Here is a 16,252-nt window from a genome sequence, read left to right on the forward strand (position 1 = left end):
CCGCAGGTCGGGTGTCGACTCGCTATGCGGGATCGGCCTTGACCCCGACCGCGACGCGTGCATCGCTCGCAGTGATCCGATCGGCATCGAGGATCGTGTACGCGTACCCCTGCTCGGCGAGGAACCGCTGGCGGTTCTGGGCGAAGTCCTGATCGACGGTGTCGCGGGCGATGAGCGTGTAGAAGCTCGCGGTGTGGTTCGACTGCTTCGGGCGAAGGAGCCGGCCCAGTCGCTGCGCCTCCTCCTGGCGCGACCCGAACGATCCGGACACCTGGATGGCGACGGATGCCTCGGGCAGATCGATCGAGAAGTTCGCGACCTTCGACACGACGAGAACGTCGACCGTCCCCGCACGGAACGCGTGGTACAGCTGTTCGCGCTCGTCGACGGGGGTCGAGCCCGTGATCTTCGGCGCGTCGAGCGCCTCAGCGAGGATGTCGATCTGGTCGAGGTACTGCCCGATGACGAGGATCTGCTCACCCTTGTGCCGCTCCACCAGGCGACGCACGACGTCGATCTTGGCCGGTGCCGTCGCCGCCAGCCGGTAGCGCTCATCGTCGGCCGCGGCCGCGTACTCCAGGCGCTCGCCGTCCGGGAGGTCGACGCGCACTTCGTAGCAGGCGGCGGGGGAGATGAAGCCCTGCGCCTCGATCTCCTTCCAGGGCGCGTCGAACCGCTTCGGCCCGATGAGGCTGAAGACGTCGCCCTCGCGCCCGTCTTCGCGCACGAGCGTCGCCGTGAGGCCCAGTCGGCGGCGCGCCTGCAGGTCCGCGGTGAGCTTGAACACCGGCGCCGGCAGGAGGTGCACCTCGTCGTAGACCACGAGACCCCAGTCGAGCGCGTCGAGCAGGGCGAGGTGCGCATACTGGCCCTTACGCTTCGCGGTGAGGATCTGGTAGGTCGCGATGGTGACCGGCTTGATCTCCTTGGTCTGCCCGGAGTACTCGCCGACCTCCTCGGGTGTCAGCGACGTCCGCTTGAGCAGCTCGTCGCGCCACTGGCGTGCGCTCACCGTGTTGGTGACCAGGATGAGCGTCGTCGTCTTCGTGTCGGCCATCGCGGCCGCGCCGACGAGCGTCTTGCCCGCGCCGCAGGGGAGCACGACGACACCCGAGCCGCCCTCGGTGAACGTGTCCACCGCCTTGCGCTGGTACGGGCGCAGATGCCACCCGTCCTCGTCCAGATCGATGGGATGCGGGGTCCCCGGCGTGTAGCCCGCGAGGTCCTCGGCCGGCCAGCCGATCTTCAGGAGCTCCTGCTTGATGGCGCCGCGTGCCCAGGCATCCACGACATACGTCTCGGGGGAGGGGTGCCCGATGAGGAGGGGCTGGATCCGCTTGTTCTTGGAGACTTCGGCCAGGACCGCGGCATCCGTCGCTCGCAGCACGAGCTCGCCGCCCGAGCCGTCCTCGTTCTTGGGAAGACGCTCCATCACCAGCCGGCCGTACCGGTTCACGGTTTCGCGGATGTCGATCGACACCGACGGCGGCACCGGGAAGCGCGACCAGCGGTCGAGCGTCGCGAGCATGTCCTCCGCGTCGTGTCCCGCCGCGCGGGCGTTCCACAGGCCCAGCCGCGTGATGCGGTAGGTGTGGATGTGCTCGGGCGCGCGCTCGAGCTCGGCGAAGATCGCCAGCTCGTGCCGCGCGCTCGCGGCATCGGGGTGCGCCACCTCGAGCAGCACGGTTCGGTCGCTCTGCACGATCAGCGGTCCGTCAGCCATAGCGTCCGAGTTTACCGGTGGCCGCTGTGCCGGGCTCTCCGGCCCACCGATCGCCTGGCGTTGGAGCGGAACCGGCTCAGCGGCCGGGGCTCTCGACGACAGGGGCGTGGCGCACGGCGGCGATGCTGCTCACCGGGAGTGTGCGCTCGACGTCGGCCGCGCGGTCCAGGCCGCGGAAGCGGCCGCCGCCGAGGCCGGAGGCCTCCATCGTGAGGGCGCGAGTGGAGCCGTCGGGCAGGCGCACGTCGACGATCACGATCGCACGCGCGCGCACCGCCTGTTCCAGCTCGCGCTCGAGCCACGCCGCATCCGAGCCGGTGTCGGCGCTCTTCCGGAGGGCGGCGACGAGCGAGGCGTGCGCCAGGGGCTCTGCGGCCTCGTCCGGCAGCAGGGGCCGGCGACGGCGCAGCGGTTCCGGACAGCCCGTGGCGTCCAGCGCGACGACCGGGTAGCGCGCGTCCGCGAGGGTCCAGTACACGGCATCGCGGGGCACGCGCGTCTCGAGCCCGTCCTCGGTCTCGACGAGTCCGATGGAGCGCACCGACTGATCCACCGCGAGCGCGCGCAGGAGCGCGTCATCCGCGCTGTCGATGCGGGTCCGGCCGGTCTCGGCGTCTGTTCCGATGCGGACGAGTCCGTGCCGTGCGGCGGTGCGCTCGACGAGGTACGCGAGGGGCTGCGGGATGCCGGTCAGGGAGAGGTCGCCGAGGAACTCGCGGATCGACGACTCCGTCTCGCCCGCGGCGACGGCTCCGCCCACGGTCTCCTCGGTGAAGCGGTACGTCGAGGCCTGCGCCCGCGACTCGCGGGCCGCCATGCCGCGCAGACGCAGATCGAGGTCGGAGCGCAGCGGGCCGGGGGCGATGGCGGTGAGATCGGCCTGGAGGTAGATCTTGTCGATCTCGGCGGGGAGCAGCGTCGCGAGCGCTGCGGTGTCGGGAGACCCCTCGAGTCGGAGGGCTCGCGCCCACGCGGGCTCGGCGTCGCCCGCGAGCAGGCCCCAGCGCTGGGCGCGGCGCCGGAGGGTCGCAGCCCGCAGCGGCCACGTCGGGTCGAGCGGGTAGGTGCCCGTCCATCCGCCGTACGGCAGGTACCCCCTCACGGACCGGAGGCCGCGGGGCAGCTGCACCGCGTACGCTCGGGCCCCCGCATCCCAGCGTTCGAGAGCCGGAAGGGAGAGCCAGCGCTCGCCGCGCTCGGTGACCCGCCACTCCCGTTCGACGGGGCGCATCAGGCCGGCATCGGCGGCGAGCGCCAGCAGGTCGTCGAGGGCGTCGCCGTCGTCCACGACGTGACCTTCGACGAGCGCCCGACGAGCGGTGGCGCTGACTGTGCCCGCGGCCGTCGTCGAGACGGGTGCGTCGAGGCTCGCCGCGACGATGTCGGTCAGGGCGCTGAGCGACGTGAAGATGCGCTCGGCGGCGGCCGCCGCATCCCGTTCCGATGCCGGCGCGGGATCCGTCGCCGGGGGCACGGGCTCGAATGCGTCCGGCGCGCCCCGGCGAGCCTCCGCGACGCGCGCGGCGACCGCGGCATAGGGAACGCCGTCCGATCGTGTCAGCGCGCGCGCGGTGAGGTCGGGGGCACCGCCGGCTGCGAGCGAGACGAGCTCGTCGCGGGGAGCGGCGGCCAGGGCGCGATCGATGGATGCCGGGTCCAGCAGGCCCTCGGCGGCATCGAAGAAGTCGTGCCAGGGGGAGGTGGTCGATACGCCGCGGAGGTGGAACAGCTCTGCGAGAGCCGCATCATCCCTCTCGGACAGCCACGTGGCGAGCGCGCGCGCGTCGGTCGTGTCGTTCACGTCGCCACGCCCGTCCGCTCACCGACCCGCGCGGGAGCCGCCCGAAGGACCGCCTGCCTTGTTCGCACGCGCGCGCCGCACGAAGCTCATGACGAGCAGCACCACGATCAGGACGAACGCGATCGGGAGGGCGATGAGCGGCATCACGATGATGGTCGGCCAGAGGCCTTGCGAGAAGTCGACGACGCCTGCGGGCCGCGCGAGGATCACGGCGAAGAAGCAGACGATCGAGAGCACGGTGAGCCCGAGCGCCATGAACGCGAGGATGCGGTCTATGCGCCGGACCGGGAGATCTCCGCCGCGCTGTCCGTTGTCGCCGGTGCCAGTGCTCATCCGCATCAGCCTAGCGTGCCCGCCTCTGCACGACGCCTCGCCGTGGCGGGCGATGAGGGCGTGCTGTGCCGTAGGCTTGTGGTTTCCCGGGGTGGGACTCCCCCTACCCGTTTTGCCCGCACATCGGGCCGACACGAGCGAGGTTTCGCATGCCCACCGGCAAGGTCAGGTTCTACGACGACGAGAAGGGGTTCGGCTTCATCGCTTCGGATGACGGCCAGGACGTCTTCCTGCACGCCTCCGCCCTGCCCGCCGGTTCGGCCGTGAAGACCGGCATGCGCGTCGAATTCGGCATCGCCGACGGCAAGCGCGGTCCGCAGGCGCTGTCGGTGCGCGTACTGGAGGCCCCCGTGAGCCTCGCTAAGCGCGCTCGCACCTCGGCCGACGACATGGCCGTCATCGTGGAGGACCTCGTCAAGCTGCTCGACGGCATCGGCGGAGACCTGCGTCGCGGTCGCTACCCCAACAGCGGGCAGGCGAAGAAGATCGCGGCGGTGCTGCGCAAGGTCGCGGATGACTTCGAGGCCTGAGCCCGGGGTGGCCGACGAGCGCCTGCTCGCCGCGCACGACCTCGCGCTTGCTGCCCTCCGTGAGATCACCCCGGCCGAGACGGTCGGGGATGCCGCGGGCTACACGCTCGAGGACGACGGCGTGGTCTCGCTGCGCTTCGCGAACCGCCTTGCGGGCTACCCCGGCTGGTTCTGGACCGTGAGCCTCGCTCGTGTCGAGGACGAGGAGCCGACCGTCCTCGAGGTCGAACTCCTTCCGGGCGACGACGCTCTGCTGGCGCCCGACTGGGTGCCGTGGGCCGTGCGGCTCGCCGACTATCAGGCGCAGCAGGCGATCCTCGAGGCGGAGCGCGTGGCCGCGGGCGTCGAGGATGACGAGTCCGACGACGAGGACATCGACGACTCGGACGACGACGGTGATCTGGATGTCGACGACTCCGTCGACGCCGGCATGCATGTGCACGGCGGCGATATCGACGGCGTCGACATCGATCTCGTGGCCGAGGATGAGGACGAGGACGTATTCGACGACGAGGACGAGTCCGACGACGACGAATCCGACGAGGACGAGTCCGACGACGACGAATCCGACGAGGACGAGTCCGACGACGAGGAGTCCGACGAGGACGAAGAGCCCGACGAGGACTGAGGCTCCTCAGCCTGCCGCCGGGCGCGGAAGCCGCGGTGCGTTCCGTCCGCAGGTGATCGACGGGCTCGTCGATGGGCCGGACCACCGCGCGCAGAACGGGGCGAGCACCCGCCGGTCATCGACTCGTCGGGCGCTCGCGCACAGGGCTCAGCGGTTGTCGAGCACGTAGTCCAGCGAGCGCAGGAGCTGCCGCACGTCGTCCGGCTCGATCGAGACGAACGTCGCGATGCGCAGCTGGTTGCGGCCGAGCTTGCGGTACGGCTCCGTGTCGACGACGCCGTTCGCGCGGAGGATCTTCGCGACTGCGGCGGCATCAACGCTGTCGTCGAAGTCGATCGTTGCGACGACGGGGGAGCGGTCGCCCGGGTCGGCGACGAAGGGCGTTGCGACGGCGGACGCCTCGGCCCAGTCGTAGATCGCCTGCGACGACTCGTGCGTGCGGGCGTCCGCCCACGTGAGGCCGCCGTTGCCGTTGATCCACTCGAGCTGGTCGTCGAGCAGGAGCAGTGTGGCGAGCGCCGGCGTGTTCAACGTCTGGTTCAGTCGCGAGTTGTCGAGCGCGTTCTTGAGGCTGAGGAAGTCCGGGATGTAGCGGCCCGACGCGGCGATGCGCTCGATGCGCTCGATCGCCGCGGGGGAGACGAGCGCGAACCACAGGCCGCCGTCGGAGCCGAGGTTCTTCTGCGGCGCGAAGTAGTAGGCGTCGATCTGGGTCGCGTCGAAGTCGATGCCGCCCGCGGCACTCGTGCCGTCGATGACCGTCAGGGCGCCCGCATCCCCCCGCACCCGGACGATCGGGGAGGCGACGCCGGTGGAAGTCTCGTTGTGCGGCCACGCGTACACGTCGACGCCCTCGACGGGGTCGGCCGATGCGCGGGTGCCCGGCTCGGCCTTGCGCACGTCCGGCGCCTCGAGCCACGGGGCGGCGGCCGCGGCGGCGAACTTGCCGCCGAACTCGCCCGAGACGAGGTTCTGCGCGCGCTTCTCGATGAGGCCGAAGGCTGCGGCATCCCAGAACGCGGTCGATCCGCCGTCGCCGAGGATGATCTCGTAGCCCTCCGGAGCGCGGAAGAGCTCGGCCAGGCGCGCGCGGACACTGCCGACGAGATCCTTCACCGGCGCCTGCCGGTGCGAGGTGCCGAGGATCGCCGCGCGGCGCACGAGCGCCTCGAGCTGGGCGGGGCGGATCTTCGACGGGCCGCACCCGAAGCGTCCGTCGGCGGGCAGCAGGTCGAGGGGGATCTCCACGTCAGGCATGGCCCGAGTCTAAAGCGAGGGATGCCGGCCCCCCGTCCGCGTGACGGCTCGTGACGGGGTGCACGCCTCGCCGGCGAGAGCTCCGGGCGTGGCGCGTCGAATAGGCTGGGAGCGCCTGTTCCGCGAGCGGAGGACCCCGCCCCCATGACCGATCTCATCGACACGACCGAGATGTACCTCCGCACGATCCTCGAGCTCGAGGAGGAGAACATCGTGCCGCTGCGCGCACGTATCTCGGAGCGCCTCGGCCACTCGGGGCCGACCGTGTCGCAGACGGTCGGACGCATGGAGCGTGACGGTCTCGTCATCGTGTCCGACGACCGCACGCTGGAACTGACCGCCTCCGGCCGCCACAAGGCGGTCGACGTCATGCGCAAGCACCGGCTCGCGGAGCGGCTGCTCAGCGACGTCATCGGGCTGGACTGGGCCTACGTGCACGAAGAGGCGTGCCGCTGGGAGCATGTGATGAGCGAGCAGGTCGAGCTCCGGCTCGTCGAGCTGCTCGGTCATCCGACCGAGTCCCCGTACGGCAATCCCATCCCCGGCCTCGAGCAGCTGGGCGACGACGTGCTGCCGTTCGACCACACGGCGGTCGTCGGACTCGTGCGGCGGCTCAACGAGGCCGGAGAGCCCATCGAGGGCGTCGTCCGACGCCTCGCCGAGCCCGCTCAGGTCGACCCCGAGCTCCTGCAGCAGCTCAAATCCGCCGGGGTCGTGCCGGGGGCCCGCGGCGACTTCCGGTTCAGCGAGGGTTACGTCCTCGTCCAGATGGACGACAACGACGAGGCACTCGAGCTTCCGGTGGAGGTCGCGTCGCACATCTTCCTCGTGGATGACAGGAACTGAGCACGGTTCGGTATTGGATCGTCTCAATCATCGGCGCCAGCGTGACATATTCGTTACCATCGGGTAGCGTGAAGAAGTCCACAGGCGAGAAGCCCGCCGACGGACTCCGCACGGATTGCCTCTCCGGCTCGTCGTCTGCGCGGTGAAGCCCGCACCTCGTGCCCCGACACAACAGTGCTGACGAGCCAGCGCTCCGGCGCAGAGGCGCCGGAGGACAATTTGGCTGAGCACATCCAAGCGCCGTCGAACGAGAACGCAGACTCCCAGACCGGTCTGACCCGAACCCGACGGACGGAGCGCACGACCGCGCACCGTCCCTCGAGCCGACTGCCGGAGCGCGCGACCGCCGCGGCGGTCCCGCCGCGCAAGGGTCGGGTCCGAAAGCCGCTGAAGGCGGTGTTCGTCCTCGCCATGGTGGGCGGACTCGTCGCCACGGTGGCGATCCCCGCTTTCGGCGCACTCACGCCGACCGCCAGCGCGAAGACGCTGCAGCAGGTCGCGGCGGGCGACGCGCAGACGCTGGTCGTCGCGTCAAATGCGACCGAGGCGTCGGTCCAGCGCGACACCTACACCGCGACGACTCCCGAGGAGCTCGCCAAGGCGAAGGCCGAAGCCGCGGCCGCCGCGCGCGCAAAGGCCAAGGCGGCAGCGCCCGCCGCGACGAAGAACTACAACTATGGTCTGGTCGCACCCGGCAGCGGTACCGTTCGCTGGCCGCTCGCCCACGTCCAGAAGATCGGCGACGGCTACCTCGCCCGCGGCGGCGAGCACCAGGGCGTCGACCTGCTCGACCCGGCAGGCACCCCCATCTTCGCGGCGGCGGCCGGTGTGGTCCGCACCTCTGCCGACAGCGTCGGCGGATACGGCGTGTGCATCTACATCGACTCGATCATCAACGGCCAGCGCATCACGACGGTCTACGGCCACATGATCTACGGCAGCCGCCTGGTCCAGGTCGGCCAGACCGTCGCCGCCGGCCAGCAGATCGGCGCAGTCGGCAGCACCGGCCGCTCGACCGCCAACCACCTCCACTTCGAGGTGCACCTCAACGGCGTCACGATCGACCCGCTGCAGTGGATCGTCGCCAACGCGGGTCCCGTTCCGTAGACCGCACGCGTCGCTCGGCGGCATCCGTTCTTCGACACGCCACCTGATGTTTCGCCCGCTCGCGGGCCTCATCAGGTGGCGTGTGCGTTAGCCTGAACCCGGAACGCTTGAGAGAGCGAGGGAGAGCCGATGGGCAGCACACCACGCATCCGCACCATGGATGCGCTCGGATTGCTCGTCCTTCGGCATTGCACGAGCGGATGCCGCGGCATGTCCGCGGCGCCGAGGCGCTGTCTGTAGACAGCGCCTTTTTTCATGCCCTCACGCGCTCGACAGCGCTTCCACATCGAATACCGCGAAGCCGTCCCGGCCATTCGAGAGGACAGAGGAATGCGCACATTGGTGCTGAATGCGGGCTACGAGCCGCTCGCGATCGTCTCCTTCAAACGAGCCCTCGTGCTCGTCATGAACGACAAGGCGACGATCGTCGAGCGCATGGAGGAGGACCCCGTCTGGGGCACCCAACGCTCCTACGACAGACCCGTCGTCATCCTGCTCACCCGCTACGTGCGACTGCCCGGCGGACGCCGGGTGCCGGTCACACGGCGCGGTGTGCTGCGTCGCGATGCCCACCGCTGCGGATACTGCGGCAAGGCCGCGGCGACGATCGACCACGTCCTGCCACGTTCGCGCGGCGGTGCCGACTCGTGGGAGAACCTCGTCGCGTGCTGCCTGCGCTGCAACAACGTGAAGGGCGATAAGACGCCGCAGGAGATGGGGTGGGACCTGCGGCTGACACCCCGCCCGCCGCAGGGCGCGCACTGGACCGTGCGCGGCACTGAGCGCACCGATCCGCGCTGGGAGCCCTACCTCGAACTCGCGGCGTGAGGGCTCATCGGAGGCTCTCGACGCGCGGCGCGGTGATCACGCCAGGGCGTGCGTGACCAGGCGTTCGAGAGTGTCCATGCCGTCGCGTGACAGGATCGACTCGAGGTGCCCCTGCACAGACGCGTAGTGCGGGCCGCGCAGCGCATACACGTCGCCAGCGGCGTCGGCTGCCACCTCGGCATCGGCGACGTGACTGGTTCCGGGGGCCACGCGCGCGGTGAACGTGTTGTAGAAGCCGATGGATGCGGGTGTCCCGAAGATGTCCACTGTCTTCTGCAGCCCCTGGTGGGGCGCATCGAGCGGAGCCAGCTCGATGCCGAGCCGGTCGGCGAGGATCTGGTGACTGAGGCAGACCGCGAGCAGGGGTGCGTCGGTGTCGCGCCGGCGCGACACGACCTCCTGCATGCGGCGGATGCGCGCGCTCGACGCGTCCCGCGGGTCGCCGGGGCCGGGGCCCGAGACGACGAGATCCGCTGCATCCAGCTGCTCGTCGGTGACCTCCGTCCAGGGCGCGATCTCGACCTCGAGACCGAGGTGACGCAGCTGGTGGGCGAGCATCGTCGTGAACCGGTCCTCCGCATCCACGACGAGAGCCGACCGGCCGAGGAACGGGCCCGGGCCCTCCCCGCCCTGCGGGTTCAGCCAGAACGCGGCGAGCCGCCCATTGCGCGAGGCGAGCAGCCGGGCGATGTCGGGATCGTCCGCCAACGGGGCGGTGCGCGGGGCGGGCGCGTCGTCGTCGTCGGCTCCGGCGGCCGGCAGCTCGCTCGCCGGGTCGCGGGGGACGGCGCCGATCGCGCCGAGCACACCGGCGGCCTTGCCGTGCGTCTCGCCCACTTCACCGTACGGGTCGGAGTGGCGAACCAGAGTGGCCCCGACCGGCACGCGCAGGCGATCGCCGACGAGGTAGGCGGTGCGGATCAGGATCGGCGCATCGAGATCGTGCGTCGCCTCATCCGCGGCGAGCGTCAAGCGAGGGGTGAAGAGTGCGGCCACACCCGAGTAGTAGCCACGCGGGGTGGCCTCGTGGCGGGCGATCACCGTGCAGGCGTTCTGCATCGGCGAGCCGGTGACGGTCGGGGCGAACATCGTCTCGCGCAGGATGTCGCGCGGGTCGAGCCGGCTGCGTCCGCGCAGCATGTACTCGGTGTGGGTGAGGCGGGACATCTCCTTGAGGTGCGGCCCGGTGATGCGGCCGCCGTCGGAGCAGACGGCGCTCATCATCTTCAGCTCCTCGTCGACGACCATGAAGAGCTCCTCGGTCTCCTTGGTCGACTCAAGGAACTCGGTCAGCGTCTCGGGCGTCGCGCCGCCGGCGGGGTGGCGGAAGGTGCCGGAGATGGGATTCATCGTGACGACGCCGTCGCGCGCGCTCACATGCGCCTCCGGGCTTGCGCCCACAGCGACATGGCCGGGAGTCACGATGGCGAACGTCCAGTACGCGCCGCGCTCGTGCGTGAGCAGCGCACGGAACCACGTCAGCGCGGCCAGGCGGGGATCGGCGTCGACCCGCGCGGTGAAGTCGCGGCGGATGACGAAGTTGGCGCCCTCGCCGTGACCGATCTCGTCGGCGATGACCCGCCGCACGATGTCGGCGTACTCCTCGTCGGCGATGTCGAAGCCGGCGTCGGCAAGCGGGATGGGCTCCGCCGGAAGCTGCGCGAGAGCCTCCGGGAGGGGGATCCGCACGTGGTCCGAGACCACGAGGCACCGCAGCGGTGCGCCGTCGTCATGGCAGACGAACCCGCGCTCGCGCACCTGCCGGTACGGCACCAGTGCCAGCACCTCGCGCGCCGTGCCCGTCGCGGGGCCCACGCGCCCGGAGGCTCCGCGCGGCGCGCCAGCGCCGTGTGGAGTGGGCGTGGGGACCATGAGAGGGATGTCCGCGAGGAGATCGACGTCGACGACCTCGCCGGTGAGGAGCTCGACAGTGTCCGGGTCGCGGGCGATCAGGGCGAAGGGCGTGTCGCTCGCGACGAGATCTTGCAGGTTCATCGGTTCTTCCGTCAGTGCTCGGATGCGGGAGCGGCCGCCGAAACGACAAGACCGCCCTGAGGGCGGTCTGTGTCTGGGAACGCGAACACGCCGCCTACGAGGCGGGCCACCAGGAACGGTTCGCGGACATGCGGTCACGATATCAGACCGGTGATGCCGGCCCGTGGCGTGTGACGGCACCTCGACGCGCGCGGCTCGGAGGTCGCCGAGCATGCAGTCCCGCGCGGGGTCCCGGGTCGTAGGCTGGACTGCGTGCCAGCAGTGAATCTCGGGATGCCCCGCGTGCCGGAAGTCCTCGCTCCTCGACGAAAGAGCCGTCAGATCAGGGTCGGGAAGGTGCTCGTCGGAGGCGATGCCCCCATCAGCGTCCAGTCGATGACGACGACGCCGACGACGAACATCAACGCGACCCTCCAGCAGATCGCCGAGCTCACCGCATCCGGATGCGAGATCGTGCGCGTCGCCGTCCCGTCGCAGGACGACGCGGATGTGCTGCACATCATCGCGGCGAAGAGCCAGATCCCCGTCATCGCAGACATCCACTTCCAGCCGAAGTACGTCTTCCAGGCGATCGATGCGGGTTGCGCAGGGGTGCGCGTCAACCCCGGCAACATCCGACAGTTCGACGACAAGGTCGGAGAGATCGCCGCGGCCGCCAAGGCGGCGGGGGTATCGCTGCGCATCGGCGTCAACGCCGGCTCGCTCGACCCTCGACTGCTCGAGAAGTACGGCAAGGCGACGCCTGAGGCCCTGTGCGAGAGCGCCGTGTGGGAGGCGTCGCTGTTCGAGGAGCACGACTTCCACGACTTCAAGATCTCGGTCAAGCACAACGACCCGATCGTCATGGTGAAGGCGTACCGCCTGCTGGCCGAGCGCGGCGACTGGCCGCTCCACCTCGGTGTCACCGAGGCGGGTCCGGCCTTCCAGGGCACGATCAAGAGCGCGACCGCGTTCGGCATCCTCCTCGCCGAGGGCATCGGCGACACCATCCGTGTCTCGCTCTCCGCGCCGCCCGCCGAAGAGGTCAAGGTCGGCCACCAGATCCTGCAGTCGCTGAACCTCCGCGAGCGCAAGCTCGAGATCGTCTCGTGCCCGTCGTGCGGCCGTGCACAGGTGGACGTCTACTCGCTCGCCGATGCGGTGACCGAGGGACTGAAGGACATGACGGTCCCGCTGCGCGTCGCCGTCATGGGATGCGTCGTCAACGGACCGGGCGAGGCGCGCGAGGCGGACCTCGGCGTCGCCTCCGGCAACGGCAAGGGGCAGATCTTCGTCAAGGGACAGGTCATCAAGACCGTCCCGGAGGCCGAGATCGTCGCCACCCTCATCGAGGAGGCGAACCGCATCGCCGACGAGATGGGACCGGATGCCGCGACCGGCACCGCCCAGGTCGTGACCGCCTGATGCCGAGCACGGTCGTCACCTTCCCGTCCGGCGCACTCGAAGGGAAGGGCCGAGTCGAGCGCGTGGACGCCGACATCGTCGTGCTGGATGCAACGCCCTTCCACCCCGTCGACCACACCTGGCCGGATCAGCCCGGGGATGCCGGTCTCCTGCGCTCCGGTGACGAATCGGTGCGAGTGACCGAGGCGGTCATGGCCGGGGTCTCTGACGAAGGCGAGTTCGCCGTCGGCGCGGACATCCCGGTCAAGCGTGGTGCCGAGGGCTGGACCTGGCTCGTCGGGCACCGCCTCGCCGAGCCGGTCCCGGCTTGGCTCGTGGAGGGTCTCGAGGCCGAGGCGGTCGTCGATGGTCCCGAGCGTGCGGGCCTCAGTCGCGGCCACACCGCGTGCCACCTGGCATCCCTCGCCCTCGATGCGGCGCTCGCCGACCTGTGGCGCAAGGATCCCGGGACCGATCCGCTCGGCAACCCGGACTTCGAGGGCCGGGCGAACCAGTCGAGCCGTATCCACGGCGACGGCAGCGTCGACGAGTACCGGCTCGGCAAGAGCCTGCGCCGGGCCGGCTTCGATCCGGACGGCCTCGCCGCGACCCTGAACGAGCGCGAGGAGCGCATCAATGCGCTGCTGGCCGCGTGGGTGGCGGCGGGGGGCGCGAGTCGCATCGATGTCGAGGGTCCCACGATCGTCGACCGCCGCACGTGGCGGTGCGTCCTGCCGGAGGGCGAGGTGGGCTTCCTGTGCGGCGGCACGCATGTCGCCTCGCTGGCGGAGTTCGCGTCGATCCGCGTATCGCTCGACCTCTCCGACCCGCAGCTGCTCGTCATGACCACGACGGCGGTCCCGGCGGCCTGAGGAGCGCCTCAGTTGAGCGTGCCGCCTGGCACGGCGATGTCCTCGACGACGTCGAGGCTCGTCCGGATGGCGACCTCGAGCGCCTGGACGATGGTTTCGAGCGGAAGCTCGGGCTCGCCGGCAGGGGCTTGACCGGTCGCCCACGGCAGATGGATGAACCCGGCGCGTCTGCCGAGCGTGTCGGCCCAGGCGCCTGAGTGCATCAGGACGTGATTGCACACGTACGACCCGGCGCTGAGCGACGTCTCGATCGGGATGCCGCGGGCCGCGGCATCCCGCACGATCGCCTTGACCGGCAGCGACGCGAAGACGGCCGCCGGCCCACCGGGCAGGCACGGTACGTCGACCGGCTGGTCGCCGTCGTTGTCGGGGATGCGGGCGTCGATGAGGTTGATGCCGACACGCTCGACCGAGATGCATGAGCGGCCGCTCGCGAGCCCTGTGCCGATGACGACGTCCGGATCGTGATCGGCCAGCAGTTCCGCGAGTCGAGCCGCCGAGCCTTGGAAGGTGACCGGCAGCACCTCGACGATCAGGTCCTCCGCTCCGCTCCAGCGTCGGGCGACGGCCCGCACCGCGTCGCCGGAGGGGTTCGCGGCATCCGTCCCGAAGGGCTCGAATCCGGTCAGCAGCACGGTCGTCATGACGTGAAGGTCACCGTCCCTGTCGCGATGTCTGCGGCGAGCAGCGTCACCTCGATGGTCGTACCCGCGGCCACGGACGGACCGACGTGACACGATGCGGTGACGATCGGATCGATGAGCTGCACCCGCGCCTTGCCTTCGAACACCTCGAGGACGACCGCCGAGAACCGCTCGCCGACGCGGTCGCGCAGGAGGGCCGCCTCGACCCGGTTCAGCGACCCGGAGCTCAGCTGAGACGCGCGTCTGGTGGAGTCCGCCATCAGCTGCGGGATGAGCGGGAGGCTGGCCCGCACCCAGTCCGGCACGCGGCCGCCGTCCGATGCGGCCGCACACACCACGAGCCCCCATCGATCGACGAGCCGGCGCAGCGGAGCGGTCACATGCGCGTAGGGCGCCGCGACGGCCGCCTGCATCGGGTCGGCGGGCGGGTCGCCGTCGAAGGCGGCGTATCCGGCGCCGCGGAACAGGGATGCCGCGGCCTGCAGCACGGCGAGGGTCCGGGGATCGCCGCGGTCGAGACGGCGCAGGTACTCGCCGTACGGCTGGGCTTCGGTCCAGGGCGCCCCGAGCGCCGCGGTGCGTGCGCGGAAGGCGGCGATCGCCTGCGGGTCCGGCGCCGGTATCGTCCGCAGAATCCCCACGCGGGCCTCGAGCATGAGGGACGCGGCGGCCATCCCCGTGAGCAGCGAGAGCTGGGCATTCCAATCCTCGACGGGCAGCGTCCGGCGTCGCTCGATGCAGTAGGCGCCCGACTGGTCCCGCGTGATCTCCTCGTCGGGGAGATTGAGGCTCGCGCCGCCCCGCAGCCGCTCCTGCTCGAGGCGGGCTTCGCCGATCTCCGGCAGCAGGGCAGCCGGCGTGTCCGCGCCCGCATCCAGCGCGGACTGCGTGGCGGGGTAGTCGAGCTGTGCGCGCGAGCGCACCCACGCCCGCTCCACCCGATGCGACGTCTCCGCCCCCGCGCTGTCGAGCTCGACGGTCCACACGAACGCCGGGCGGTCCTCTCCGGGAAGCAGAGAGGCCTTGCCCTCGCTGATGGAGACGGGATGCAGGGGCACCGTGCCGTCGGGCGCATAGAGTGTCTGCCCGCGACGGCGGGCCTCGGCATCCATCACGCCGTCGGGGTGCACGAAACCGGGGACGTCCGCGATCGCGTACCGCACCCGCCACCCGGACCCGACGCGCTCCAGCTGGAAGGCCTGGTCGAGATCGCGCGAGCCGGGCGGATCGAGCGTCGCGAACGGGATGTCGCGCAGGTCGAGGTCCGGCGGCGCGGCGGTCGCGGCATCCGCCTCCGCGAGCACATCGGGTGGGAAGGCATCGGGGATGCCGAGCGACGCGCGGAGGGCGGCCAGTGCGTCCGCGAGCGAGCCCTGCGCGGTGGAGGCGGTCAGATGCGCGCGACGGTCAGGCACCCCGCCAGACTATGGGCCGGGCACGACACCCCGATGGGCGCCGGGCACGGCACCGGATGGATAGCGTGGTCGCATGAGCACCCCATCCGAGAAGGCGCAGACCCTCGCCGGCCTGTACGCCGCACCGCAGATCCTTCGTGTCGTCAATATCTGGGATGTCGTGTCCGCCCGGGCCGTCGCCGCGCTCCCCGAGACCACGGCCATCGCCACGGCCGGGCACTCCATCGCGTCGAGCTTCGGGTACGCCGACGGCGCGATCCCGCGCGACGTGATGCTCGACATGGTGGGCCGCATCGCGGCGGCCGTCGATCTGCCGGTGACCGCCGACCTCGACGACGGGTACGACGACGCGGGGGAGACCACGCGGCGCGCCATCGGGGTCGGAGTGGTCGGCGCCAACGTCGAGGATCGACTGCGTCCGCTCGCCGAGTCGGTGGCCACGGTCGAGGCGATCGTGCGCGCCGGCGAGGCCGAGGGCGTGCCCTTCGTGCTGAACGCGCGCACCGACGCGTTCGCGCGGGCCCGTGACCGGGCGGTCGAGGACTCGATCGCCGACGCCATCGAGCGCGGACGCGCCTTCCTCGACGCGGGCGCCACCTGCGTCTTCGTTCCCGGCATGCTCGATGCCGGGATCACGGCACGGCTCGTCGAGGGGATCGGCCGCGGGAAGATGAGCGTCATCGGCATCCCCGGCGCGCCGACCTCGACGGAGTACGAAGAGCTCGGAGTCGCCCGCATCTCCTACGGCCCGCTGCCTCAGCGCGTCGCACTCACCGCGCTTCAGGACGTCGCCGCCGGCCTGTACGCCGGCGGCGTCATCCCCGAGGGCACGCGCGCCCTGAACTGATCGTCGTCGGGACGGGTGACCGCGCATCAATAGACTTGGTGCT

General features: G+C 70.9%; 15 protein-coding genes. 8 read left to right on the forward strand and 7 right to left on the reverse strand.

All coding sequences use genetic code 11. The annotated features are described in order from the left end of the window. Window positions 1-22: 22 nt before the first annotated feature. From AC0NZN_RS03600 to AC0NZN_RS03610, 3 genes are all read right to left on the reverse strand, one after another. Window positions 23-1,723 carry a DNA repair helicase XPB gene (locus AC0NZN_RS03600; RefSeq protein WP_474590895.1) on the reverse strand — a complete coding sequence of 567 codons (1,701 nt, stop codon included), beginning with the start codon at window positions 1,721-1,723 and terminating at the stop codon, window positions 23-25. Window positions 1,724-1,799: 76 nt separating this feature from the next. Beyond that, window positions 1,800-3,524 carry a helicase-associated domain-containing protein gene (locus tag AC0NZN_RS03605; protein ID WP_474590896.1) on the reverse strand — a complete coding sequence of 575 codons (1,725 nt, stop codon included), beginning with the start codon at window positions 3,522-3,524 and terminating at the stop codon, window positions 1,800-1,802. A gap of 18 nt (window positions 3,525-3,542) precedes the next feature. After that, on the reverse strand, window positions 3,543-3,857 hold the full coding sequence (locus tag AC0NZN_RS03610; RefSeq protein WP_474590897.1) for a multidrug ABC transporter ATPase: 315 nt from the start codon (window positions 3,855-3,857) through the stop codon (window positions 3,543-3,545). A 149-nt stretch (window positions 3,858-4,006) separates the two neighbouring features. Between AC0NZN_RS03610 and AC0NZN_RS03615 the strand changes: the two genes are divergently transcribed. Both AC0NZN_RS03615 and AC0NZN_RS03620 read left to right on the forward strand, forming a co-directional pair. Further along, on the forward strand, window positions 4,007-4,387 hold the full coding sequence (locus AC0NZN_RS03615; RefSeq protein ID WP_474590898.1) for a cold-shock protein: 381 nt from the start codon (window positions 4,007-4,009) through the stop codon (window positions 4,385-4,387). After that, window positions 4,371-5,015 carry a DUF3027 domain-containing protein gene (locus tag AC0NZN_RS03620; RefSeq protein ID WP_474590899.1) on the forward strand — a complete coding sequence of 215 codons (645 nt, stop codon included), beginning with the start codon at window positions 4,371-4,373 and terminating at the stop codon, window positions 5,013-5,015. The genes AC0NZN_RS03615 and AC0NZN_RS03620 overlap by 17 nt, the downstream gene beginning before the upstream one ends. Before the next feature lie 147 nt (window positions 5,016-5,162). Here AC0NZN_RS03620 and serC read toward each other — a convergent pair whose 3' ends face one another. Then, a complete protein-coding gene (gene serC, locus AC0NZN_RS03625) occupies window positions 5,163-6,272 on the reverse strand; it encodes a phosphoserine transaminase (protein ID WP_474590900.1) in 1,110 nt (369 codons plus the stop codon). 144 nt (window positions 6,273-6,416) lie between these two features. Here serC and AC0NZN_RS03630 point away from each other — a divergent pair, with 144 nt between their 5' ends. The 3 genes from AC0NZN_RS03630 to AC0NZN_RS03640 all read left to right on the forward strand — a co-directional run bounded on the left by AC0NZN_RS03630 (window position 6,417) and on the right by AC0NZN_RS03640 (window position 9,053). Continuing rightward, complete coding sequence (locus AC0NZN_RS03630; RefSeq protein WP_474590901.1) at window positions 6,417-7,118, forward strand: iron-dependent transcriptional repressor DtxR; 702 nt, start codon at window positions 6,417-6,419, stop codon at window positions 7,116-7,118. A gap of 219 nt (window positions 7,119-7,337) precedes the next feature. Then, window positions 7,338-8,225, forward strand: coding sequence for a M23 family metallopeptidase (locus AC0NZN_RS03635; protein WP_474590902.1), 888 nt, complete (start codon window positions 7,338-7,340; stop codon window positions 8,223-8,225). Window positions 8,226-8,555: 330 nt separating this feature from the next. After that, a complete protein-coding gene (locus AC0NZN_RS03640) occupies window positions 8,556-9,053 on the forward strand; it encodes an HNH endonuclease (protein WP_474590903.1) in 498 nt (165 codons plus the stop codon). A 36-nt stretch (window positions 9,054-9,089) separates the two neighbouring features. Here AC0NZN_RS03640 and AC0NZN_RS03645 read toward each other — a convergent pair whose 3' ends face one another. Beyond that, window positions 9,090-11,048 (reverse strand): anthranilate synthase family protein, encoded by a 1,959-nt coding sequence (locus AC0NZN_RS03645; protein WP_474590904.1) that lies wholly within the window; start codon window positions 11,046-11,048, stop codon window positions 9,090-9,092. Between the two features lie 273 nt (window positions 11,049-11,321). Between AC0NZN_RS03645 and ispG the strand changes: the two genes are divergently transcribed. Both ispG and AC0NZN_RS03655 read left to right on the forward strand, forming a co-directional pair. Further along, window positions 11,322-12,452 carry a flavodoxin-dependent (E)-4-hydroxy-3-methylbut-2-enyl-diphosphate synthase gene (ispG, locus tag AC0NZN_RS03650; protein WP_474591259.1) on the forward strand — a complete coding sequence of 377 codons (1,131 nt, stop codon included), beginning with the start codon at window positions 11,322-11,324 and terminating at the stop codon, window positions 12,450-12,452. Further along, window positions 12,452-13,303, forward strand: coding sequence for an alanyl-tRNA editing protein (locus tag AC0NZN_RS03655; protein WP_474590905.1), 852 nt, complete (start codon window positions 12,452-12,454; stop codon window positions 13,301-13,303). The genes ispG and AC0NZN_RS03655 overlap by 1 nt, the downstream gene beginning before the upstream one ends. Before the next feature lie 8 nt (window positions 13,304-13,311). Here the strand turns inward: AC0NZN_RS03655 and pcp are convergent, their stop codons facing one another. Both pcp and AC0NZN_RS03665 read right to left on the reverse strand, forming a co-directional pair. Next, on the reverse strand, window positions 13,312-13,947 hold the full coding sequence (pcp, locus tag AC0NZN_RS03660) for a pyroglutamyl-peptidase I (protein ID WP_474590906.1): 636 nt from the start codon (window positions 13,945-13,947) through the stop codon (window positions 13,312-13,314). Beyond that, entirely contained in the window at window positions 13,944-15,362 is a 1,419-nt protein-coding gene (locus tag AC0NZN_RS03665) for an RNB domain-containing ribonuclease (RefSeq protein ID WP_474590907.1), read from the reverse strand. The genes pcp and AC0NZN_RS03665 overlap by 4 nt, the downstream gene beginning before the upstream one ends. A gap of 73 nt (window positions 15,363-15,435) precedes the next feature. On the opposite strand from AC0NZN_RS03665, the gene AC0NZN_RS03670 reads away from it, so the two are divergent. Then, complete coding sequence (locus AC0NZN_RS03670; RefSeq protein WP_474590908.1) at window positions 15,436-16,209, forward strand: isocitrate lyase/PEP mutase family protein; 774 nt, start codon at window positions 15,436-15,438, stop codon at window positions 16,207-16,209. Window positions 16,210-16,252 lie beyond the last annotated feature (43 nt).

It is taken from the genome of Microbacterium sp. sgz311019, assembly GCF_056135325.1.

Bases quoted from the DNA above. Each gene is read 5' to 3' on its own strand.
- AC0NZN_RS03600 (WP_474590895.1), bottom strand. From the start codon at position 1,723: ATGGCTGACGGACCGCTGATCGTGCAGAGCGACCGAACCGTGCTGCTC.
- AC0NZN_RS03610 (WP_474590897.1), bottom strand. From the start codon at position 3,857: ATGAGCACTGGCACCGGCGACAACGGACAGCGCGGCGGAGATCTCCCG.
- AC0NZN_RS03615 (WP_474590898.1), top strand. From the start codon at position 4,007: ATGCCCACCGGCAAGGTCAGGTTCTACGACGACGAGAAGGGGTTCGGC.
- AC0NZN_RS03620 (WP_474590899.1), top strand. From the start codon at position 4,371: ATGACTTCGAGGCCTGAGCCCGGGGTGGCCGACGAGCGCCTGCTCGCC.
- serC (WP_474590900.1), bottom strand. From the start codon at position 6,272: ATGCCTGACGTGGAGATCCCCCTCGACCTGCTGCCCGCCGACGGACGC.
- AC0NZN_RS03630 (WP_474590901.1), top strand. From the start codon at position 6,417: ATGACCGATCTCATCGACACGACCGAGATGTACCTCCGCACGATCCTC.
- AC0NZN_RS03640 (WP_474590903.1), top strand. From the start codon at position 8,556: ATGCGCACATTGGTGCTGAATGCGGGCTACGAGCCGCTCGCGATCGTC.
- AC0NZN_RS03645 (WP_474590904.1), bottom strand. From the start codon at position 11,048: ATGAACCTGCAAGATCTCGTCGCGAGCGACACGCCCTTCGCCCTGATC.
- ispG (WP_474591259.1), top strand. From the start codon at position 11,322: ATGCCCCGCGTGCCGGAAGTCCTCGCTCCTCGACGAAAGAGCCGTCAG.
- AC0NZN_RS03655 (WP_474590905.1), top strand. From the start codon at position 12,452: ATGCCGAGCACGGTCGTCACCTTCCCGTCCGGCGCACTCGAAGGGAAG.
- pcp (WP_474590906.1), bottom strand. From the start codon at position 13,947: ATGACGACCGTGCTGCTGACCGGATTCGAGCCCTTCGGGACGGATGCC.
- AC0NZN_RS03670 (WP_474590908.1), top strand. From the start codon at position 15,436: ATGAGCACCCCATCCGAGAAGGCGCAGACCCTCGCCGGCCTGTACGCC.